General features: G+C 63.4%; 25 protein-coding genes. 11 read left to right on the plus strand and 14 right to left on the minus strand.

Annotated elements, in window-relative coordinates; genetic code table 11:
• Positions 1 to 8: 8 nt before the first annotated feature.
• Together rarD and ACYU8T_RS03670 are read right to left on the minus strand one after the other, a co-directional pair.
• Positions 9 to 911: an EamA family transporter RarD gene (rarD, locus tag ACYU8T_RS03665; protein ID WP_461159739.1), complete on the minus strand. Its 903-nt coding sequence runs from the start codon at positions 909 to 911 to the stop codon at positions 9 to 11.
• The gene (locus ACYU8T_RS03670) at positions 908 to 1,129 is read right to left on the minus strand and encodes a hypothetical protein (protein ID WP_461158540.1); all 222 of its coding nucleotides are present in this window, start codon (positions 1,127 to 1,129) and stop codon (positions 908 to 910) included. The genes rarD and ACYU8T_RS03670 overlap by 4 nt, the downstream gene beginning before the upstream one ends.
• Positions 1,130 to 1,281: 152 nt before the next feature.
• On the opposite strand from ACYU8T_RS03670, the gene ACYU8T_RS03675 reads away from it, so the two are divergent.
• From ACYU8T_RS03675 to ACYU8T_RS03700, 6 genes are all read left to right on the plus strand, one after another.
• Positions 1,282 to 2,004, plus strand: a complete 723-nt coding sequence (locus tag ACYU8T_RS03675) for a hypothetical protein (RefSeq protein ID WP_461158541.1) — start codon at positions 1,282 to 1,284, stop codon at positions 2,002 to 2,004.
• Positions 2,005 to 2,065: 61 nt separating this feature from the next.
• A complete protein-coding gene (crcB, locus tag ACYU8T_RS03680; RefSeq protein ID WP_247230886.1) occupies positions 2,066 to 2,449 on the plus strand; it encodes a fluoride efflux transporter CrcB in 384 nt (127 codons plus the stop codon).
• Positions 2,446 to 3,765: an RluA family pseudouridine synthase gene (locus ACYU8T_RS03685; protein ID WP_461158542.1), complete on the plus strand. Its 1,320-nt coding sequence runs from the start codon at positions 2,446 to 2,448 to the stop codon at positions 3,763 to 3,765. The genes crcB and ACYU8T_RS03685 overlap by 4 nt, the downstream gene beginning before the upstream one ends.
• Positions 3,762 to 4,421 (plus strand): HAD-IA family hydrolase, encoded by a 660-nt coding sequence (locus ACYU8T_RS03690; protein WP_461158543.1) that lies wholly within the window; start codon positions 3,762 to 3,764, stop codon positions 4,419 to 4,421. The genes ACYU8T_RS03685 and ACYU8T_RS03690 overlap by 4 nt, the downstream gene beginning before the upstream one ends.
• The gene (locus ACYU8T_RS03695) at positions 4,418 to 4,672 is read left to right on the plus strand and encodes a hypothetical protein (RefSeq protein ID WP_097091889.1); all 255 of its coding nucleotides are present in this window, start codon (positions 4,418 to 4,420) and stop codon (positions 4,670 to 4,672) included. Before ACYU8T_RS03690 ends, ACYU8T_RS03695 begins: the two co-directional genes overlap by 4 nt.
• Complete coding sequence (locus ACYU8T_RS03700; protein WP_461158544.1) at positions 4,669 to 5,364, plus strand: ATP12 family chaperone protein; 696 nt, start codon at positions 4,669 to 4,671, stop codon at positions 5,362 to 5,364. Before ACYU8T_RS03695 ends, ACYU8T_RS03700 begins: the two co-directional genes overlap by 4 nt.
• A gap of 128 nt (positions 5,365 to 5,492) precedes the next feature.
• Here the strand turns inward: ACYU8T_RS03700 and ACYU8T_RS03705 are convergent, their stop codons facing one another.
• The 3 genes from ACYU8T_RS03705 to ACYU8T_RS03715 form a co-directional block, all read right to left on the minus strand.
• On the minus strand, positions 5,493 to 6,173 hold the full coding sequence (locus ACYU8T_RS03705) for a murein L,D-transpeptidase catalytic domain-containing protein (RefSeq protein WP_201514520.1): 681 nt from the start codon (positions 6,171 to 6,173) through the stop codon (positions 5,493 to 5,495).
• Positions 6,174 to 6,263: 90 nt separating this feature from the next.
• Positions 6,264 to 6,554 carry a hypothetical protein gene (locus ACYU8T_RS03710; RefSeq protein ID WP_097091886.1) on the minus strand — a complete coding sequence of 97 codons (291 nt, stop codon included), beginning with the start codon at positions 6,552 to 6,554 and terminating at the stop codon, positions 6,264 to 6,266.
• A gap of 6 nt (positions 6,555 to 6,560) precedes the next feature.
• Complete coding sequence (locus ACYU8T_RS03715; protein WP_461158545.1) at positions 6,561 to 8,012, minus strand: L,D-transpeptidase family protein; 1,452 nt, start codon at positions 8,010 to 8,012, stop codon at positions 6,561 to 6,563.
• Positions 8,013 to 8,071: 59 nt separating this feature from the next.
• Between ACYU8T_RS03715 and ACYU8T_RS03720 the strand changes: the two genes are divergently transcribed.
• Positions 8,072 to 8,989, plus strand: a complete 918-nt coding sequence (locus ACYU8T_RS03720; RefSeq protein WP_461159740.1) for a histone deacetylase family protein — start codon at positions 8,072 to 8,074, stop codon at positions 8,987 to 8,989.
• On the opposite strand, the gene ACYU8T_RS03725 is transcribed toward ACYU8T_RS03720, so the two are convergent.
• The 6 genes from ACYU8T_RS03725 to hisB all read right to left on the minus strand — a co-directional run bounded on the left by ACYU8T_RS03725 (position 8,973) and on the right by hisB (position 12,711).
• Positions 8,973 to 9,545: a hypothetical protein gene (locus ACYU8T_RS03725; protein ID WP_461158546.1), complete on the minus strand. Its 573-nt coding sequence runs from the start codon at positions 9,543 to 9,545 to the stop codon at positions 8,973 to 8,975. The genes ACYU8T_RS03720 and ACYU8T_RS03725 overlap by 17 nt on opposite strands.
• A gap of 71 nt (positions 9,546 to 9,616) precedes the next feature.
• The gene (locus ACYU8T_RS03730) at positions 9,617 to 9,937 is read right to left on the minus strand and encodes a phosphoribosyl-ATP diphosphatase (RefSeq protein ID WP_097092826.1); all 321 of its coding nucleotides are present in this window, start codon (positions 9,935 to 9,937) and stop codon (positions 9,617 to 9,619) included.
• Between the two features lie 46 nt (positions 9,938 to 9,983).
• A complete protein-coding gene (hisF, locus tag ACYU8T_RS03735) occupies positions 9,984 to 10,748 on the minus strand; it encodes an imidazole glycerol phosphate synthase subunit HisF (protein WP_097091883.1) in 765 nt (254 codons plus the stop codon).
• Positions 10,745 to 11,482, minus strand: a complete 738-nt coding sequence (gene hisA, locus ACYU8T_RS03740; protein ID WP_196225871.1) for a 1-(5-phosphoribosyl)-5-[(5-phosphoribosylamino)methylideneamino]imidazole-4-carboxamide isomerase — start codon at positions 11,480 to 11,482, stop codon at positions 10,745 to 10,747. Before hisA ends, hisF begins: the two co-directional genes overlap by 4 nt.
• Before the next feature lie 27 nt (positions 11,483 to 11,509).
• Positions 11,510 to 12,127 (minus strand): imidazole glycerol phosphate synthase subunit HisH, encoded by a 618-nt coding sequence (gene hisH / locus ACYU8T_RS03745; protein WP_097091881.1) that lies wholly within the window; start codon positions 12,125 to 12,127, stop codon positions 11,510 to 11,512.
• The gene (gene hisB / locus ACYU8T_RS03750; protein WP_097091880.1) at positions 12,124 to 12,711 is read right to left on the minus strand and encodes an imidazoleglycerol-phosphate dehydratase HisB; all 588 of its coding nucleotides are present in this window, start codon (positions 12,709 to 12,711) and stop codon (positions 12,124 to 12,126) included. The genes hisH and hisB overlap by 4 nt, the downstream gene beginning before the upstream one ends.
• A 98-nt stretch (positions 12,712 to 12,809) precedes the next feature.
• Here hisB and ACYU8T_RS03755 point away from each other — a divergent pair, with 98 nt between their 5' ends.
• The 3 genes from ACYU8T_RS03755 to ACYU8T_RS03765 all read left to right on the plus strand — a co-directional run bounded on the left by ACYU8T_RS03755 (position 12,810) and on the right by ACYU8T_RS03765 (position 15,123).
• A complete protein-coding gene (locus ACYU8T_RS03755) occupies positions 12,810 to 13,286 on the plus strand; it encodes an SspB family protein (protein ID WP_201514502.1) in 477 nt (158 codons plus the stop codon).
• Between the two features lie 67 nt (positions 13,287 to 13,353).
• Positions 13,354 to 14,736, plus strand: coding sequence for a class II fumarate hydratase (fumC, locus tag ACYU8T_RS03760; protein ID WP_461158547.1), 1,383 nt, complete (start codon positions 13,354 to 13,356; stop codon positions 14,734 to 14,736).
• A 39-nt stretch (positions 14,737 to 14,775) separates the two neighbouring features.
• Entirely contained in the window at positions 14,776 to 15,123 is a 348-nt protein-coding gene (locus tag ACYU8T_RS03765; protein ID WP_097091877.1) for a hypothetical protein, read from the plus strand.
• Here the strand turns inward: ACYU8T_RS03765 and ACYU8T_RS03770 are convergent.
• The gene (locus tag ACYU8T_RS03770) at positions 15,120 to 15,689 is read right to left on the minus strand and encodes a DUF2585 domain-containing protein (RefSeq protein WP_461158548.1); all 570 of its coding nucleotides are present in this window, start codon (positions 15,687 to 15,689) and stop codon (positions 15,120 to 15,122) included. The two genes, ACYU8T_RS03765 and ACYU8T_RS03770, sit on opposite strands and share 4 nt — an antisense overlap.
• A gap of 60 nt (positions 15,690 to 15,749) precedes the next feature.
• Between ACYU8T_RS03770 and gmk the strand changes: the two genes are divergently transcribed.
• Positions 15,750 to 16,415 (plus strand): guanylate kinase, encoded by a 666-nt coding sequence (gene gmk, locus ACYU8T_RS03775; RefSeq protein WP_097091875.1) that lies wholly within the window; start codon positions 15,750 to 15,752, stop codon positions 16,413 to 16,415.
• 48 nt (positions 16,416 to 16,463) lie between these two features.
• Here gmk and ACYU8T_RS03780 read toward each other — a convergent pair whose 3' ends face one another.
• Both ACYU8T_RS03780 and lgt read right to left on the minus strand, forming a co-directional pair.
• On the minus strand, positions 16,464 to 17,534 hold the full coding sequence (locus tag ACYU8T_RS03780) for a class I SAM-dependent methyltransferase (protein ID WP_461158549.1): 1,071 nt from the start codon (positions 17,532 to 17,534) through the stop codon (positions 16,464 to 16,466).
• The gene (lgt, locus tag ACYU8T_RS03785; protein ID WP_176502200.1) at positions 17,524 to 18,426 is read right to left on the minus strand and encodes a prolipoprotein diacylglyceryl transferase; all 903 of its coding nucleotides are present in this window, start codon (positions 18,424 to 18,426) and stop codon (positions 17,524 to 17,526) included. The genes ACYU8T_RS03780 and lgt overlap by 11 nt, the downstream gene beginning before the upstream one ends.
• Positions 18,427 to 18,562: the final 136 nt, after the last annotated feature.

Below are 18,562 nucleotides of genomic sequence, written 5' to 3' on the forward strand. Positions count from 1 at the left end.
CTTAAGCCTTACGCCGCCGCAAGCCTGTTCTTGCGCGCGGCGGCGAGGCTGTCGGTCGCGAACAGGATAAGACCAAGCCAGATGAAGGCGAAGCTGATCATCTGGCCCTGCGTCAGCTTCTCGCCATAGAGCAGCACGCCACACAGGAATTGCAGCGTCGGCGCGATATATTGGATCAGGCCCAGCACCGTTAGCGGCAGGCGCTGTGCCGCCATGGCGAACAGGATCAGCGGAATGGTGGTCAACCCGCCCGAGAGGATGAGCAGGCTGCTTATATAGCTATCCTGTCCAAAGCTGAGGGCGCCATGCCCCCACAGCCAAAGCAGCGAGGCAAGGGCGAGGGGAGCGAGCAGCAGCGTTTCCGCGCCCAATCCGACCATGGGTGCTACCGGCGTCAATTTGCGGATGAGGCCATAGAGTGCGAAGCTGACGGCGAGGCCCACGCTGATCCACAAGGTGGTGAAGGCGGCGGCCGCCATGATCGCCACGCCGACGGCTGCGATCGCGATAGCGATGGCCTGCCCCCGCCGCAGCCTTTCCTTCAACACCAGCACGCCGAGCGCGACGTTGACCAGCGGATTGAGGAAGTAGCCGAGGCTGGCGGCGATGACATGGCCATCATTCACCGCCCACACATAGACCAGCCAGTTGACCGCAATGAAGGCCGCCGAGGCCATGAGAGGCAGGACGATCCGCCTGTCGCGCAACGCCGCCGCCAGTTGCCCAAGGCTGCGCCGTGCGGCAAGTACGCCAAGGATCAGCGCCAGCGACCATAGGACGCGCTGCGACACGACCTCCACGGCATTGACGCTGTGGAGCAGCTTGAAGAAAATAGGCAGCAGGCCCCAGACGCCATAGGCGCCGAGCGCGGCGAACAGTCCGGCCCTGACCTGCTGATCATGCGGATTCAGAAAATGCCTCCGCCCAGGAATAGCCGGAATGCGCCGATCGCCGCAACGATCAGGCACAGGTTGCGGCCGCTGTTGCGGGTGGATAAGATGCCGATCAGGGCGCCGAACAGGGCGATCGGCACCAAAAGCCAGTTGGCCATCCCCAAAAGCGGCAGGAATGCCGGGATCATCAGCAGGAAGGCGAAGAGGCCGATAAGGACCGAGAGGACGTTCAGCATCGCCTTGAAATGGACCTTGTAGCCGCTTGGCGCAAGATGGCGGCGGATGCCATTCGCGTCTGAATGGCATGGGAATATTTAGCGATTTACCACAACCCCTAACGAAAAATTAACTCCTGACATTCACCCCTTGTTTACGAAGGAGTGAAGTCATGCCGCCTTTCCGTTCAGTTTATGCCGCTGCCCTATTGCTCGCGCTGCCGCTCGCGGCCTGTGGGAAAGGGGACAAGGACGCTGATCTGAACGCGCTTGACGCTCAGCTGACCAACAATGCCATCGATCCGGGCCTGCAGGAGGCATTGGATGGGAAGATCAGGGTTGATCCCAAATATGCCGATCAGTCCGGGCAACCCGCCAGTGCGAATGCGCCGAAACTGAGCGGCGAGGCAGCCAAGGCGTTTGCCGAATCGGTGAAGCTCGCGGGCGGCAAGCTGCTCGCGACGCCTGCTGCTGTGGAAGGTCCGGGGAAGGAAAACCCCGCCATGCTCGCCGCGATGGCGAAGGATCAGGACAAGCCCGGCGGCAACATCTTCTGCCGCAAGCAACTGGCCTACGGCATGCAATGGGCGAGCCGCATGCCCGATCCCTTCGGCGTCTATCCCGGCGCTCAGTTGAAGGAGGCAGCGGGTGCGGACAAGAATGGCTGTACGCTCCGGGCTGCGACTTTCGTCACGCCAGTGCCGCGCCAGAACGTCATGGACTATTATTACACCCAAGCGCGCCGTTCCGGCTTCGACGCAGAACATCGGATCATGGGCGGTGATCATGTGCTGGGCGGCACGCGCAAGGATGATGGCGCAGCCTACGTCATGATCTTCACCGCTGCGCCTGGCGGACGCACGAACGTCGATATAATCGCCGATAAGGGGCAGTAAGCGCGCAGAAAGGCGTGCGCTGCCATTTTCTTTACCGCGATTTGCCTCTAGGGCGGGCGGGATGAACAATATCCTCCTTGTCATGGGCGGCGGCGCGGTGGGCGCGCTGGCGCGCTATCAGCTGGGCCGCTTTGCAGGTCACATGCTGCCGGGTGCGCTGTGGCCCTGGGGAACCTTTGCCGCCAATGTGCTCGGCGGCTTTGCCATGGGACTGCTCGCCGGATGGCTGGCGCGGTTCGGCAGCGCGTCGGGCGAGGCCTTGCGGCTGTTGCTGGCCGTTGGTCTGCTTGGCGGCTTCACCACCTTTTCTTCCTTCAGCCTGGAAACCGTGCTGATGATCGAGCGCGGACAATTCGTCATGGCCATGAGCTATACCGTCCTGTCCGTCATCGCGGCCGTCGGCGCGCTGGTCCTTGGCCTCGGCATGATGCGGAGCGTGGCATGAAGGGTCGTCCTCCCGGCAAGCCTTCCGGTCCGTCGCGCGGGGGCAAGCCCGGTGGCGGCGCGCCCGGTCGCGCCCGTGGTGGTGCGAAGGCGGCGCGCGCCCGCAAGCCGGATGGGCCCAAGTCACCTGCAAAGCCTCCCTCCAAGCCTGCTGCCGCCAAAACCGCTGCGCCAAAGACCGCGACGCCCAAGACTGCTGCGCCCAAGGGCGTCTCGCTGGACGTGCGTCAATTCCGTGTTGGGGCGGATGACGACGGCATTCGGCTGGATCGCTGGTTCCAGCGCCACCTGCCCGACATCGGCTTCAACAGCGTCTCGCGGTGGGCACGCACCGGCCAGTTGCGGGTCGATGGCGCACGCGCTGCGCCGGGCGACCGCGTGACTGAAGGCCAGCTGATCCGCGTTCCCCCCGCCGAGCCTAAAGCTGCCGAGACGGCCAAGCCCCGCCGGGTAAGGCCGGAGCTTAGCGAAGACCAGATCAGCTTCGCACAGAATATGGTGATCCATCGCGACGCGCAGGCGATCGTCATCAACAAACCGCCGGGCCTCGCGACGCAGGGCGGCACCAAGACCGATGACCATGTCGACGGCTTGCTCGACGCTCTGGAGTTCGAACTGGACCAGCGCCCGAAGCTTGTCCACCGGCTGGACAAGGATACGTCCGGCGCGCTGCTGATCGCCCGCACGGCACGGTCAGCCGCCTATTTCGCGAAGGCCTTTTCCAGCCGCACCGCGCGCAAGGTCTATTGGGCGATCGTCATGGGCGTGCCGTCGATCGAGGACGGCATGATCGAACTGCCGATCGCCAAGCAGCCGGGCACGGGTGGCGAGAAGATGCATGTCGATGAGGAGGAGGGCTTGCCCGCCCGCTCGCGTTATCGCGTCATCGAACGCGCGGGCAACCGCGCCGCCTGGGTAGAGCTGCAACCCCATACCGGCCGCACGCATCAGTTGCGTGTGCATATGGCGGCGATCGGCCATCCGATCGTCGGCGATGGCAAATATGGCGGCAAGGAAGCCTTTCTGTCGGGCACGATCAGCCGGAAGATGCATCTGCACGCGCGCCGCATTCGGGTTGATCATCCCGATGGCGGCCGGGTCGACGTGCGCGCCGAACTACCCGAGCATTTCGCGACGAGCCTAGTCTCGCTCGGTTTCGACATCAACGCAGGCGACCTGCCGCTGGACGAGGAAATCGCGCGCGCGCCTACCCGCGAGGATGAGAAGAAGGCCGCACGCGCTCATGCCAAGCAGCTGCGAAAGGGGCGGCGGGGCGAGCGGCGATCCAGAGGGGCGAGCGGGCCGCGCAAGAAATGAGCAATCGCCTGGCCGTCTTCGATTGCGACGGCACTCTGGTCGACAGCCAGCACAGCATTTGCACGGCCATGACGCTGGCGTTCGAGGGCGAGAAGCTGGCGGTGCCGGACCGCGCCACCATATTGTCCGTGGTCGGTCTGTCGCTGCCGATGGCGATCGCGCGCCTGCTGCCCGAAGCTGAGGCGGATTTCCACGACCATCTTTCGGAAAGCTATAAGCGCGCCTTTCAACAGATGCGCCGGGACAATGCCGTGTCGGAACCGCTCTATCCCGGCATCGCGGAGTTGATCCGGCAACTGGATGCGGATGGATGGCTGCTGGGGGTAGCGACTGGCAAGTCGGATCGCGGGCTGAACCTCTGCCTGTCGCATCATGGCATTCATGCGCATTTCGTGACGTTGCAGACCGCTGATCGGCATCCGTCGAAACCGCATCCTTCGATGTTGCTGACTGCGATGGCGGATGCAGGGGCGGTTCCGGAGACGACGGTGATGATCGGCGACACCAGCTATGACATCGACATGGCGCTTAACGCTGGCACAAGGGCGCTGGGCGTTGGCTGGGGCTATCATCCGCCCGCTGACCTGATCGCGGCGGGCGCGCATGGCGTGGCGATGGACAGTGACGAACTCAATGCCCATATCCGCGCAGCATGACCGACTTTCCTCCTCCGCCTCCAGTCGATCCTGAAAAGGTCGCACGTCAGCGTCACTTCGCGCTCGGCATATTCCGCCTCTCGGGCGCCTTGCTCGTGATGTTCGGCTTCCTGATCCTGATGGAGCGTTTCAGCTGGGTTCAAGGCGGCAAGGCGAAGGCGATGGGCATGATCTTCGTGCTGGTCGGCCTGTTTCAGTTCGTCATCGTGCCGCGCCTGCTGCTGAGCCTGTTCCGGAGACCGCCGCAATGAAACGCTTTTACAAGGATGTCGCGGTGATTTCCGGCGGCGCCGGGCATGAGATCCAGCTTGATGGCCGCCCGGTGCGCACGCCCGCGCGCGCTGCCCTGGCATTGCCGACGGCGCGGCTGGCGGAGGCTGTGGCGGATGAATGGCGGCAGCAGGGTGATACCGTCGATCCGCGTTCCATGCCCTTTACCGGGCTCGCCAACGGTGCGATCGATCAAATCGCGCCCAATCGCGAAAGCTTCGCGGCGGGCATCGCCAATTATGGAACTAGCGATCTCCTCTGCTACCGCGCCGAAGGGCCGGCGGGACTGGTTTCGCGGGAAGCGGCGGCCTGGGACCCGTTGCTGGATTGGGCACGGCAGCGTTATGACGTCACTTTCCGGGTGACGCAGGGGATTATTCCCGTCGATCAGCCGCCAGAGACTCTGGAGCGGCTGGACGCAGCGGTGAAAGCCTATGATCCCTTCACACTAGCAGGCTTGTCGACTTTGGTGACGCTGTCGGGATCGCTGGTCTGTGGCCTGGCGATCGTCGAAGGCGGGCATGATGCCGACACAATCTGGACCGCTTCGGAAATCGACGAGGCTTGGGAAGTCGAGCAATGGGGCGAGGACGCCGAAGCTGCGGCCCGGGCAGCACGGCGGCGGGAAGAGTTCGCCATGGCTCGCCAATTCTGCGAGTTGGTGGCGCAATAGGTTTAGAGCTGGATGACCCTAAACCGGCACAACCCCTGACCCCGTTCGCCCGAGCGGCCGCATGGGTAGGATTAAGCACATTCTGCTTGAGAAAGGGCGGTAATGGCGCTTGGCGGGTACGCCCGACCTCAAGCCCCCATTGCGGTGAGTTTGTTCGCATAGATCATGCGGCCCGGCCCGAGCAGGCCCAGCAACTGCGGCAGCATATGCCGGGCAACGGCAAAGCAACCTTCGCTCCGGCCGATCTTGCCCCATGTCGCGATATGGTCTTCGCTGACATAATCCGCGCCGTGGATCACGATCGCCCGCATTTCGGCATTGTTGTTTTGCGCGTCCAGACCCGCGAGCCGCATGGCACGGCCATGCTGACCCTCGTAAATCTGGCCCGTCTTGTACGCGCCCGCCGAACTGGCGAGCGAATTCGGTTCGTTGGAAAATGTTTGCAGCCAACCCGAATGACCCGGATCGGATCCCCGGCCATGGGACACAAGATAGGAACTGGCGTGCCCGCCCAGCAAATCGACGATGTGGAAGCGCAACTCGCGGGAGGGGGCGTTGAAGTCGGCCAGCGCGATACGGTCGCGCAGTTCGAACATATGCGCATGTTCGTCGAGCGCTGCCTTCGCCCGATCGAGCAGCCGCGCATAAGGCTGCCGCGCCAACGGCGTTACCGGGTGAGGCGTAACGGGTGGTGGCACAGGGGCGGCGGGCTGTGGGTTGGCCGTCAAAGCCGCGCGCCCCGCGCTATCTGCTAGAAAAGAAAAGGCAAGTCCGCTCAAAGCGGCCTTCGTAAAACTGCGGCGATCCATGAATCGCAATATAGCAAAGCTACGCGCCCGCTTAAAGGGCGGGGGTAAGACAGGCGGCCGCCACTCGTCCGAAGGCGGCCATCCTTCGGCTCAATCGGTCGAGTTGCTCGCCTCGGACGACTGGTCCAACCGTGCGGTCATGCCGGTCGCTTCGGCGTCATCCTGGATTTGCTGCTGCTCGGAAATGCTTGGCGGCGGCGCAGGTTCCGGCGCGGCCACGGCATTATTGGCTGGCGGCAGCGGCGCTTCCGGTTCCTCGATGATCACATTTTCAACCGGGGGTTCGACCATGTTGTTGGTCGCGGGGGCCTGCTCTTCCTTCTTCCCGCAAGCGGACAGGGCGAGCGCGCCAGCAAGGGCGGCGAGGGCAATCTTGCGCATGGGGTCTTAGTCCTTCGATGCGATGGTTGGCGCAGGTGCGGCGGTTGGGTCAAGGCGGCGGCTGGATGCTTCGATCTTCCGGGCGAGAAGTTTGTCCCAGCCATAGGGATCGGACCGGAAATTCATGGTGCCGTTGCTGCTGGCAAAGGCGGTCCAGTAAAGCAGATAGACCGCCACTTCCTTGGGCAATTGCACGCGCTGCGTCTTGCCGGTGTCGATCAGCGACTGGACCTTGCCCGCCAGCTTGGGATCGCTTTGCACCATCAGTTCCGCGAGCGGCACCGGCTTTTCAAGCCGGATGCAGCCATGGCTGGCGAGCCGGTCATAACTGGAGAATTTCGCGCGGGCGGGCGTGTCATGCAGGTATACGGCGAAGGGATTGTTGAAGTCGAACTTCAACCGGCCAAGCGCGCTGCTGGGCCCTGCGGGCTGAACGATCCGCTCCCCGTTTTCCGGCGTGCCAACGATCTTGTATCCCTGCCGCAGCAGCGCCGCGCGCCCCTTTGGCCACAATTCCTTTTTCGCGATGGAAGACGGGACATTCCATGGCGGATTGACGACGATGGAATGGATGCTGGACGTCAGCATCGGCGTAGCATTGTCGGGCGACCCGGTGACGGCGCGCATGGAGGTGACCGGCTGATCGCCTTCGAAGACGGTGAGCACGGCAGCGGCGATGTTCACCTGAACGCGATTGACCGGCAGTTGGCGCGGCATCCAGCGCCAGCGTTCCATGTTCGCCATGATGGCCGCGATACGGTCCTCGACCGGAACATTAAGTTCCTTGAGCGTGCGCGCATCGAGCAGGCCAGTCGGGTTCAACCCATAGCGGCGCTGCGCCCGTTGCAGCACATCGGTCAGCGCTTCGCCCGGCTGCACGCTCTTGTCCTCGATCGCGAGACGCTTGCGCACCGCGTCGGGCGCCGACTTGGCATTCAGGATAGGCCAGCCGCCCGCGTCGCGAATCCGCTCATAGGCGGCAAGCCCACGGCGCAGGCCATCATAGCCGGAATAAGGCGGCGTCAGGCTGGACGCCCATTGGGGCAGGCGGTCTTCGGCAATGGCGCGTGCGAGCCCGGGGCGCGGATCGAAAGCGGCCGGGCGAAGCGCCCAGATGTCGAGAAAGTCTGCGGTATCCACCCTTCCCGTGCTGAGCGCCTTCGCGCGGTCCAGCACAGCGGACACCAGGGCATCGCCGGAAAGCGATGCCGTCGCCTTGCTGCGGGCCATCAGGCCCTGCTCGGCGCCGCCCTTCAGCCAGTTGTTGAGCCAGGCCTGTTGCGCGGCCGAGGGCGGCGGGATGGGAACTGGCGGCGTCACCACAGCGGGCGGCGCGATGACCGGCGGCGCGGAGGGTGGCAGCGTCGGCACAACCGCAGGCGGCTGCGCAATCGCTGGCGCGGCGGCGAGGCCGATGAGGGGGCTGAGGCAAAAACGGATCAAATCGGGACGGTTCATGCTGGACCAGATAGCGCAAAGCCCTCATCGTTCAAACTTATCATCGCGGAAAAAAGATGATGCTCCACGTTGTTCACCATCCTGCCTATGTTTCTCCTGCAACAGCAGGCAGCCGCTTTCGTTTTGATAAATATGGGCTGGTTATGGAAGCACTTACGCTAAGCGGCGCTGCCTTTACGCTCCATGAACCCGCGCCCATGCCCCGTCCCTGGATAGAGGCGGTGCACGACCCCGCCTATGTCGCAGAGGTCGCGAGCCTGACGGTTCCGCCCGACAAGCAGCGGCGGATCGGCTTTGCCGTCAATGAACGGACTATGTGGCGGTCGATGCTTTCGCCTGGAGGAACCTGGGCGGCGGCGAAGCTGGCGATGGTGCATGGCTATGCCGCCAATGCGGCGGGCGGCAGCCATCATGCGCTTTATGACAGCGGTGCGGGCTATTGCGTGTTCAACGATCTCGCCATCGCTGCGAATCGTTTGATCAGGGAAGGGGACGCGCAGCGCGTGCTCATCCTTGATCTTGACGTTCATCAGGGGGACGGCACCGCGCAATTGATGGCTGGGCGGGATGAAGTCTTCACCCTCTCGATCCACGCGGAGAAGAACTTCCCCGCACGCAAGATGCGTTCCTCGCTCGATGTCGGATTGCCTGACGGCGTGGGTGACGCGGATTATCTCGCGACGCTGATGGAGGTGTTGCCGCAGGCGCTGGATAGCTTTGGCCCCGACCTGATCCTGTACCAGGCCGGGGTCGACCCCCATGCCGACGACCGGCTGGGAAGGTTGGCGCTTAGCGATGCGGGGCTGGATGCGCGCGACCGCGCCGTCATGCGGGAAGCCCGCCGCCGCGGCATCCCGCTCGCCAGCACCATGGGCGGCGGTTATGGCGAGGACAGGATGGCGGTGGCGGAGCGTCATGCCGCCTGCATGATCCGGCTTGCTGAGGAGGCGGGTAGCGGCTTCAGCGCATCGTTGTAGCGCCGGGCGAAGCGACCGGAGCCGTAGCGATCAGCCGGGCGGCGATGAGCCCGGCTGCGGCCAGCGCGATGAAATCGCTGAAGGCGAGGTAGAGGATGTAGCCCCAATGCGCGTGGTTGAACACGGCCTGCCCGATGTCCAGCCATAACACCGCGGCCAATGCCGAAAGCAGGGCGATGCGCGCGCGGCTGCCAAAGTCCGCCGCCGCGAACCTCAGCGCCAGTGCGATGACGACGCCTGAGATCAGGGCGAGGACCAGGCCACCGATCAGCGCGGCGCTGTCCGTCACTGGAAAGCCGCTATTGTTGTAGAAGATGGTCGCGATCGGACCCTTTCCGTACAGGATCGTGCCCTGCGCGGTGGCCGGGTCAGGGACGATGTAGACGCCCGTTCCGGTCTGCGTCAGTGATTGGGCCAGCGCTGCCTGGAGGTTGGCGCCGGGCGCTTCACCCGCGCGATGGAGGGCAAGGGCGCTCAGCGGCGTCTGCCAGAATAGGAAGCGGATGATGAAAAGAGCGAAGCCGCCCAATATGCCGCCCGCGATCGTTCTTACCATGCCGTGATCTCCCTGTTCGGCTTAAAGCAGATCAGGAAACGCGGATGGCTGGATTTCTTTCCGGCAGCCGGTCAGTCCTTTGGCCGGGCCGCCTTTTCGGCGATGCCCGACACGCCCTCCCGGCGGTCCAACTCATCCAGCACGGCGTCGAGCGGGATATCGAGATCTGCGAGTAAGACCATCAGGTGGAAGATCAGGTCAGCGCTCTCGCCAACTACACCTTCACGGTCGGAGGCCATGGCGGCGATCACGGTTTCCACCGCTTCCTCGCCCACTTTCTGCGCGATCTTTCCCCGGCCCCGAGCCGTCAGCTTGGCCACATAGGATTGCGAGGGATCAGCCGTCCGCCGCTGCCGGATGGTGTTTTCAAGATCGTGGAGGGTCGAGCGCATGGGTTCCATCAAGCCTTCACCGCGCGGCCCGTCAATGAAAAGTTGCTCACCGCGAACGCACCGGCACGCCGGCAGCGGCCAGCGCCTGGTGCGCCTCGGCGACAGTATGCTGGCCAAAGTGGAAGATGGACGCGGCCAGCACGGCGCTCGCATGACCTTCGATCACGCCTTCCACCAGATGCTGCAATGTGCCCACGCCGCCGCTCGCGATGACGGGTACGGATACTGCGTCCGCGATCGTTCGAGTCAGGGCGAGGTCATAGCCTTGCTTCGTGCCGTCGCCATCCATTGAAGTGACCAGCAATTCGCCCGCCCCAAGTTCGGCCAGCCTCACAGCATGTTCGACCGCGTCGATGCCGGTGGGCTTGCGGCCACCGTGAGTGAAGATTTCCCAGCGCTTGTCCCCGACGCGCCGGGCATCGACCGACCCGACGATGCACTGGCTGCCGAAGCGATCGGCAATATCGGCCACCACCTCGGGGCGCGCCACTGCGGCACTATTGACGGCCACCTTGTCGGCCCCTGCGAGCAACAGCGCCCGCGCATCTTCCGGGCTGCGCACGCCGCCGCCGACGGTGACGGGCATGAAGCAGACCTCGGCCGTGCGGCGAACCACGTCCAATATGGTGCCGCGCGCCTCATGGGTCGCGGTGATGTCAAGGAAGCACAGCTCGTCCGCGCCAGCCGCGTCATAGACCCGGGCCTGTTCGACAGGATCGCCCGCGTCGCGCAGATCGACGAAGTTCACGCCCTTGACCACGCGGCCATTGGCGACATCCAGGCAAGGGATGACGCGGGTGCAGACGGTCACGCCGCCGCCTTTGCAATCGCCAGGGCCGCCTTCAAATCCAGCCGCCCGTCATAGAGCGCGCGTCCTGTGATAACGCCCTCGATGCCTTCATCGGCATGCAGGCTGAGAACGCGAATGTCCGCGATCCCTGCCACGCCGCCGCTGGCGATCACCGGAATGTCCGTTCCGCGCGCCAACTCGACGGTTGCGTCGATATTGCAACCCTTGAGCAGGCCGTCGCGGCCGACATCCGTGAAGAGCAGGCTGGCGACACCCGCATCCTCGAACCGGCGGGCGAGGTCCGCGACCGGCATGTCGGACTTTTCGGCCCAGCCGTCAGTCGCGACGAACCCGTCCCGCGCATCGACGGCAACGACGATCCCGCCGGGAAAGTCGCGCGCCGCCGCCTTCACGAAAGCCGGATCCTTCAATGCAGCCGTACCGATGACGATGCGCGACACGCCAAGGTCGAACCAGCGCTCGACCGCTTCGCGATTGCGGATACCGCCGCCAAGTTGGACGTGGCCGGGGAAGGCCTCGACAATGCGCTCGACCGCCTCGGCATTGACCGCATGGCCCGCAAAGCTGCCGTCCAAATCCACGACATGCAGATGCTCCGCGCCCGCTTCAGCGAAGATCAGCGCCTGCGCGGCGGGATCGTCGCCATAGACGGTGGCGCGGTTCATATCGCCTTCGGCCAGGCGGACGACCTGTCCACCTTTAAGGTCGATTGCAGGGAAAACGATCAGGCTCATATCAATATCCGAACGAGCGAAGAGGGGTCACGGACGCCACTTCAGGAAACGGGAGAGGAAGGAAAGACCATAGGTCTGGCTCTTTTCCGGATGGAATTGGCAACCGATGATCGTGTCACGGGCAACCGCTGCCACCAGCGGGCCGCCATGATCGGTGACCGCAGCGACATGAGCAGGATCATCGGCTTCGAAATGATAGCTGTGCAGGAAATAGGCCTCGCCCGTTTCCAGCAGCGGCGGCGCTCCATTCAGCGTCACCTTGTTCCAGCCCATGTGCGGCACTTTGATCGCGGGATCATTCGGCTCGATACGCCTTACTGTGCCGGGCACCCACCCCAGACCCTCATGCCGGCCGAATTCCTCGCCCGCGTCCGCGAGTAACTGCATGCCGACGCACACGCCCAGGAAGGGCGTGCCGCGCTCGCCCACAGCTTCGTTCATCGCGTCGATCATGCCGGGGATGGCGGAAAGCGCATCCATGCACGCGCGAAAAGCTCCGACGCCCGGCAGGACGATGCGATCGGCCTTCGCCACCAGCGCAGGATCGGCGGTGATGACGGCATCCTCCGCTCCCGCCTTGCGCAGGGCGTTATGAACGGAATGAAGGTTGCCTGCGCCGTAATCGATGAGGGCGAGGGTGGTCACAACATCCCCTTGGTCGACGGAATCGCATCCGCCTTGCGCGGGTCGATCTCCACCGCCTGCCGCAGCGCACGGGCAAGCCCTTTAAAGCAGCTTTCGACGATATGGTGATTGTTGCTGCCATAGAGATTTTCGACATGCAGCGTGATCCCGGCAGCCTGTGCGAAGCTGTGGAACCAGTGCTCGATCATCTCGGTATCCCATTCGCCGAGCCGCTGCACGGTGAAGGGCGCCTTGAACACCAGCCAGGGGCGGCCGGAAATGTCGAGCGACACGCGGGTGAGCGTCTCGTCCATCGGCGAATAGACGCTGCCGTAGCGGGTGATGCCGCGCTTGTCGCCCAGCGCCTTTGCCACAGCCTCGCCAATGGCGATCGCGGTGTCTTCGGTCGTGTGATGCTGGTCGACATGCAGGTCGCCGACCGTCTTCACTTCCATGTCGATCAGCGAGTGCCGCGACAGCTGCTCGATCATGTGATCGAGGAAGCCGATCCCGGTGGAGACGGTATAGACCCCCGTGCCGTCGAGGTTGACGGTCACGTCGATCTGCGTTTCCGCAGTGTTGCGGTGAATTTCGCCCGTGCGCATGGCTGCGCCCTATACCGAAGTGGGGGCACCTTGCAATGTGGCGTTGCATGTGTGGCCTGCTCTTGACCAGCCGCGCCGCGCCGTTAGGACAATGGGGGATGAGCGATGACTTGCCTGACAGCCTGATTCCCTACGACGAAATCGTGCAGGAGGCCCTGCGCGCGGTGGTCGGCCGGGTGCTGGGTGAAGTGGAGCATTCAGGCGGCCTGCCGGGCACGCATCATTTCTACATCACCTTCAAGACGCAGGCACCGGGTGTCGAGATCCCCAAGCAGCTTGTCGAGCGTTTCCCTGACGAGATGACCATCGTCCTCCAGAATAAATTCTGGGACCTGAAGGTGAGGGACGATGGCTTTGGCGTCAGCCTGACCTTCAACCAGGTTGCAGCGCATCTTTCGATTCCCTTCGCTGCGATCACCGCCTTTGTCGATCCGGCCGTGAATTTCGCGCTCCAGTTCCAGGTGCAGTCGGACGTTCCGCCCGAACCGCATGAGGAAGCGGAGAATGACGCGCCACAGGTAACGACCGAAGACGGCTCCAACGTCGTCACCGTGGATTTCGGCAAGAAGAAATAATGGCTGGCGGATAGCCGCCGCTATTACCAGATTGGTTCCCGGACCTCATGTCCTGGGAGCCTTTCGCATGGAAAGCCGCACCGAAACCGACAGCATCGGCGCCATAGAGGTGCCCGCCAGCGCCTATTGGGGCGCGCAGACCCAACGCAGTATCGAAAATTTCCCCTTCGGTGCGATGGAGCGCATGCCGATCGGTATCGTTCACGCGCTCGCTATCGTCAAACAGGCTGCGGCTCGGGTCAATCGCACGGAGGGACTGGCGCCGGAACTCGCCGAAGCGATTGATGCTGCCGCCGGTCAAGTGATCGCTGGCGCTCATGACGACCAGTTCCCCCTCGTCATCTGGCAGACGGGCAGCGGCACCCAGTCCAACATGAACGTCAATGAGGTGATCGCGGGCATCGCCAACGAAGCGTTGACGGGCAAGCGGGGAGGCAAGTCGCCCGTCCATCCCAATGATCATGTGAATATGGGCCAGTCGTCCAACGACAGCTTCCCGACCGCCCTCCACATCGCCGCCGCGCGTGCCGCGACGGAGCAGCTCTTCCCGGCGCTCGATCGCCTGCACAAGGCGCTGGATGACAAGGCGCAGGCCTGGGGCGATATCGTGAAGATCGGCCGCACGCATCTACAGGACGCAACGCCGCTGACGTTGGGTCAGGAATTTTCCGGCTATGCGCACCAGCTCTACCGCTGCCGTCATCGGATAGAGCCAGCCGTGATGCACGGCATGATGGCGCTGGCTCAGGGTGGAACGGCGGTGGGGACGGGGCTCAACGCGCCGGAGGGCTTCGGCATCGCCATGGCAAGGGAGATCGCGGCCATTACCGGCCTGCCGTTCCGGACCGCCGATAATAAATTCGAAGCGCTCGCCTCCAACGATCCGCTCGTCCATCTTTCTTCGACCCTCGCCACACTGGCGGTGGCACTGACCAAGATCGCCAACGATATCCGCCTGCTGGGCAGCGGGCCGCGTTCGGGACTTGGCGAGTTGGACCTTCCCGCCAACGAACCGGGCAGTTCCATCATGCCGGGTAAGGTCAACCCAACCCAGTGCGAGATGCTGACCATGGTCGCGGCCCAGGTGATCGGCAATCATCAGGCGGTGAGCGTCGGCGGTCTTCAGGGTCATCTGGAGCTGAACGTCTTCAAACCGATGATCGGTGCGGCCGTGCTGCGCTCGATCCACCTGCTCAGCGTCGGCATGCAAAGCTTCGCCGAGCGCTGTGTTGAGGGGCTGGAAGCGAATGAAAAACGCATCGCCGAACTGGTCGACAGGTCATTGATGCTGGTCACTGCTCTTGCGCCCGAAATCGGCTATGACAATGCCGCCAAGATCGCGAAACATGCGCATGCAGAGGGGCTGACGCTCAAGGAAGCGGGGCTCGCTCTTGGCCTTGTCGACGAAGAAAGCTTCGACCGGCTCGTTCGGCCTGAAAATATGGTGTGAACTGGCGGAACCGCCGCTCTTGCGATACATTAAGGCTTCATGAAGAAGATCACTTCCAATCAGCCGCTCGTCACCATCCGCCCGCCGCGCAAGGCGGGGCTGTTGCGAAAGACGGCGCGTCTGGGCGCGGCCGTGGTGGCCGCTCGTGTCGCTGCGGCGACGGGCAAGAAAGGTGCTGTCGGCCTCGTCGCTGGCCTAGGCGCAAAGCGGTTGATCATGCGCTATCCGCTGGGCGCGCTGTTCGTCACTGGCGCTTATCTCGCGGGCAAGGCCTATGAAACCAAGCGCGAGGTCGACCGCAAGCGCGCGGTGAAGGCGCTCCCCGACCTCAGCAACGAACCTGTCCCCATCACTGAAGCCCGCGAAGCGCGCGCCAAGAAGGTTTAAACGGCCGACTGCCAGCTTTTTACCGCCTCGATCGGCCAGGCAAGCATCAGCACGTTCAGCGTTAGATTGTCTCGTATCGCTAGGAGCGCGATGAGTTCGAGCGCCAAGCCGAGGCAAACCGTCACCGCCACTGGAGCACGGGCAGCGATCAGGAAGCCAAGCGCCATCATGCCGATGTCGCTCATGGAATTAAGGATGCTGTCGCCGCTATAGCCCAAGGCAATGGTTGCGGCCCGATAGCGGTCTATGATGATCGGCGAATTCTCTAATATTTCCCAGGCAGACTCGACCAGCACGGCAAGTGCGAAGCGTAGCCCAAGCGGTTGCCGCCGCATCAGCGCCCAGGCGCCTGCATAGAAGATAAAGCCGTGGATCACATGGCTGAGGCTGTACCAGTCGGCGATATGCTGGCTGTTGCCGCTGTCCAGCGCCCCATGCCACAGATCGACATGGCCGCACGTGCAGATCGGCGGCCGCGCCATCAGGAACAGCAGCGCGCAGGTCAGCAGCACGATGATCCCGGCGGTCACGAAGCCCCGGCGATTGCGTAATGCCTTGCGTCTCAACTATCGTCCCCCCCTTGTCACCCCTCTTGCCAAATGCGTTCCACGGCGTCACTAGCGGCCATGGCCGACAGCATCCCCATTGAGACGCCCGATTTCAAGCGGCGTGGCGTGCTCTTCGTTCTCTCCTCGCCATCGGGCGCGGGCAAATCCACCATCGCGCGCAAGCTTCTGGCCGCAGAGCCGGACCTTGCCATGTCGGTGTCCGCGACCACGCGGCCGATGCGTCCGGGTGAAGTAGAGGGCAAGGATTATCATTTCGTCGATCTGGAGGAGTTTCGCCGGATGACGGCGGACCATGAATTCCTCGAATGGGCGCATGTCTTCGGCCAACGCTACGGCACGCCGCGCGCGCCTGTGGAAGCGATGCTGAAGAGCGGACGCGATGTCCTGTTCGACATCGACTGGCAGGGTGCGCAGCAGCTGCACCAGATCGCAGGGGGCGATGTCGTGCGCGTGTTCATCCTGCCACCCTCGATGGAGGAGCTGGAGCGCCGCCTGCGTGGCAGGGCGACCGACAGCGAGGAAGTCATTCAGGGCCGCATGTCCCGTGCCGCCAATGAAATCGCGCATTGGGACGGCTATGATTATGTGCTCTGCAATGTCGATGCCGAGGATTGTTTCCAGCGAGTCCAGACGATCCTGCATGCCGAACGCATGAAGCGCAGCCGCCAGACTGGCCTCATCGGCTTCATCCGCCGGTTGAGCCGCTATTATCAGGAAGATTGAAGAAGCCGCTGTCTTCTCAATCTCAGGGTTGTTCGAGAGAGGTTTAGCTTATCTCTCAAATCCTGCCGGTTCCGCCCAGTCCGGATGCACCCAGGCCATCGCCTTGAACAGCGTCCCCATGGCATTGCCATCGGTCAGCCGTAGCCGCGCGGCCTCCACCTCCGCAGCGCGCGCGGGAGTGGTGCGGGCCAGCTGATCCGCCCGCGCATCGATGCCCAGTTGCCGGAGAAATTCGCCCTGGCCTATCGGGCCCATCACCCGCAGCCCAGCCTGCCGCGCCATATTGCCGATCATCGTGAAATCGACATGGGCGGTCAGGTCGCTTTCCCCCGGTTCCAGAAAAGGGTCGGCAAATCGATGGTCGCGCACGGCCTGCAACGTGTCGCCAATCGCGGGGCCCTCATAGCCATAGTCGATAATGATCGCAGCGCCGCCCTGTCGAGCAATGCGCTGCGCCAGGTCAAGCGCGATGGCCGTGCCCGCCAGCGGTATTTCAAGGATTGCACCCTCGGGCGCGTCGGCGGCGATGGGCGGTATGCCCGATTCGACCCGCCGGTATCCGGGCAAGGCTTCGAACCGGTCCGGCTGATCTTCGTCGGGGCAGATCACCACACGCTCACGCCATTCATCGCCAGAACGGATGATCTGGCGAACGGGCAGGGCGTCGAAAAACTCGTTGGCGACCACCAGCAACGGCGCATTGTCCGGCAGCCCGCCGACACTGTCGCGGTGGAAGACATTGGGGATGAGCGCGCGTTGCCGCTCCTGCAGCGTCGGGCTGGTTTCCACGAAATAGGATTGGGGCGCAAAGCCTGTGCTCCCCATCGCCCGCAACGCGTCTGAAGCCAGCGTGCCGCGCCCCGGCCCCAACTCTGCATAAACGGCATTTTGCCGACTACCCGATCGCATCCACACGTCAGCCAGGCAAAGGCCGATCAATTCGCCGAACATCTGGCTAATCTCGGGCGCTGTCGTGAAATCGCCTGCCGCGCCCAGCGGATCGCGCGTGCCATAATAATGCTGGTTCGCCTCGGCCATATAATGGGCGACCGAAATCGGGCCACCGGCATCGATCTGCCGCGCGAGGCGCTGGGCGAGGGTCAGTGGTTCAGCTGACACTCGCGCTGCCCGCGATCGGCTCCACCCGCACCCTGCGGCCCTTGGCGGTCACGATCAGGTAAAGCCCGCCCAGAATCATCGGAATGCACAGCCACTGCCCCATGTGCAGGCCGGTGCGCGCGGCGAATTCCATCAGCTGCGCGTCCGCCTCGCGATAATATTCGATGCCGAAACGGAAGATGCCGTAGAAGAACAGGAACAGGCCCACGAGCATGCCGGGCTTGTAGCGCGCCCGCGTCTTCCAGAAGGCGAAGGCCAAGATCAGAAACAGGATGATGCCTTCGAAAAAGGCTTCGTAAAGCTGGCTAGGATGGCGTGGGAAGGGGCCGCCGGTCGGGAAGATGATCCCCCAGGGCACGTCCGTTTCCTTGCCCCACAATTCCCCATTCACGAAGTTTGCGAGGCGGCCGAAGAACAGGCCAAAGGGTACGCAGCAGGCGACGAAGTCATGGATGCGCAGCCAGGACAGCTTTTCCTTGCGCGCCATGTAGAGGATGCCGAGCGACACGCCGATCGCTCCGCCATGGAAGGACATGCCGCCGTTCCACAGCTTGAAGATGTCGAGCGGATTGCGCAGGATTTCCGGCTGGTAGAAGAAGACATAGGCCAGCCGCCCGCCGATGATGATGCCGAGCGTCGCGTAGAAGATCATGTCGTCGGCATGCCGCCGTGCCATCGGCGAACCGGGCTGGGCGATCAGCTTCAGCAGATACCAGTAGCCGATCAAAATGCCCGCGAGATAGGCGAGGCTGTACCATTTGAGCGTGAAGAAGCCGAGGTCGAGCGCGACCGGGCTGAGCCCCAGCTGATCGAAGCGAATTGCGCCCGCAGCCGCGGCGGCAAGGTCAAGGATCAAATTGTAGCTCCCCTTCGGAAATATGGCCTTCGCCATAGAGCAGGATAGGGTAAGGAGGAAAGGGGGCTATCATTTTGGCGCAGGTTTTGGATGATGGCTGAACAAAATGGGGTTCAGGGTGGGAATGAGCCGGATTGGCTGATCTCACCTGATGCTATTAACGCGCTGGAAA

This window comes from Sphingobium sp. TomMM35A, from assembly GCF_054771735.1.

Excerpts from the sequence above, each read along its gene's own strand:
- ACYU8T_RS03720 (WP_461159740.1), top strand. The coding sequence starts at position 8,072 with ATGCTCCACGTTGTTCACCATCCTGCCTATGTTTCTCCTGCAACAGCA.
- ACYU8T_RS03710 (WP_097091886.1), bottom strand. The coding sequence starts at position 6,554 with ATGCGCAAGATTGCCCTCGCCGCCCTTGCTGGCGCGCTCGCCCTGTCC.
- hisA (WP_196225871.1), bottom strand. The coding sequence starts at position 11,482 with ATGAGCCTGATCGTTTTCCCTGCAATCGACCTTAAAGGTGGACAGGTC.
- gmk (WP_097091875.1), top strand. The coding sequence starts at position 15,750 with ATGGCCGACAGCATCCCCATTGAGACGCCCGATTTCAAGCGGCGTGGC.
- ACYU8T_RS03705 (WP_201514520.1), bottom strand. The coding sequence starts at position 6,173 with ATGGATCGCCGCAGTTTTACGAAGGCCGCTTTGAGCGGACTTGCCTTT.
- lgt (WP_176502200.1), bottom strand. The coding sequence starts at position 18,426 with ATGGCGAAGGCCATATTTCCGAAGGGGAGCTACAATTTGATCCTTGAC.
- crcB (WP_247230886.1), top strand. The coding sequence starts at position 2,066 with ATGAACAATATCCTCCTTGTCATGGGCGGCGGCGCGGTGGGCGCGCTG.
- fumC (WP_461158547.1), top strand. The coding sequence starts at position 13,354 with ATGGAAAGCCGCACCGAAACCGACAGCATCGGCGCCATAGAGGTGCCC.
- ACYU8T_RS03695 (WP_097091889.1), top strand. The coding sequence starts at position 4,418 with ATGACCGACTTTCCTCCTCCGCCTCCAGTCGATCCTGAAAAGGTCGCA.
- ACYU8T_RS03685 (WP_461158542.1), top strand. The coding sequence starts at position 2,446 with ATGAAGGGTCGTCCTCCCGGCAAGCCTTCCGGTCCGTCGCGCGGGGGC.
- ACYU8T_RS03700 (WP_461158544.1), top strand. The coding sequence starts at position 4,669 with ATGAAACGCTTTTACAAGGATGTCGCGGTGATTTCCGGCGGCGCCGGG.
- ACYU8T_RS03755 (WP_201514502.1), top strand. The coding sequence starts at position 12,810 with ATGAGCGATGACTTGCCTGACAGCCTGATTCCCTACGACGAAATCGTG.
- ACYU8T_RS03730 (WP_097092826.1), bottom strand. The coding sequence starts at position 9,937 with ATGCGCTCGACCCTCCACGATCTTGAAAACACCATCCGGCAGCGGCGG.
- ACYU8T_RS03675 (WP_461158541.1), top strand. The coding sequence starts at position 1,282 with ATGCCGCCTTTCCGTTCAGTTTATGCCGCTGCCCTATTGCTCGCGCTG.
- ACYU8T_RS03690 (WP_461158543.1), top strand. The coding sequence starts at position 3,762 with ATGAGCAATCGCCTGGCCGTCTTCGATTGCGACGGCACTCTGGTCGAC.
- ACYU8T_RS03670 (WP_461158540.1), bottom strand. The coding sequence starts at position 1,129 with ATGCTGAACGTCCTCTCGGTCCTTATCGGCCTCTTCGCCTTCCTGCTG.
- ACYU8T_RS03715 (WP_461158545.1), bottom strand. The coding sequence starts at position 8,012 with ATGAACCGTCCCGATTTGATCCGTTTTTGCCTCAGCCCCCTCATCGGC.
- ACYU8T_RS03765 (WP_097091877.1), top strand. The coding sequence starts at position 14,776 with ATGAAGAAGATCACTTCCAATCAGCCGCTCGTCACCATCCGCCCGCCG.
- hisB (WP_097091880.1), bottom strand. The coding sequence starts at position 12,711 with ATGCGCACGGGCGAAATTCACCGCAACACTGCGGAAACGCAGATCGAC.
- ACYU8T_RS03725 (WP_461158546.1), bottom strand. The coding sequence starts at position 9,545 with ATGGTAAGAACGATCGCGGGCGGCATATTGGGCGGCTTCGCTCTTTTC.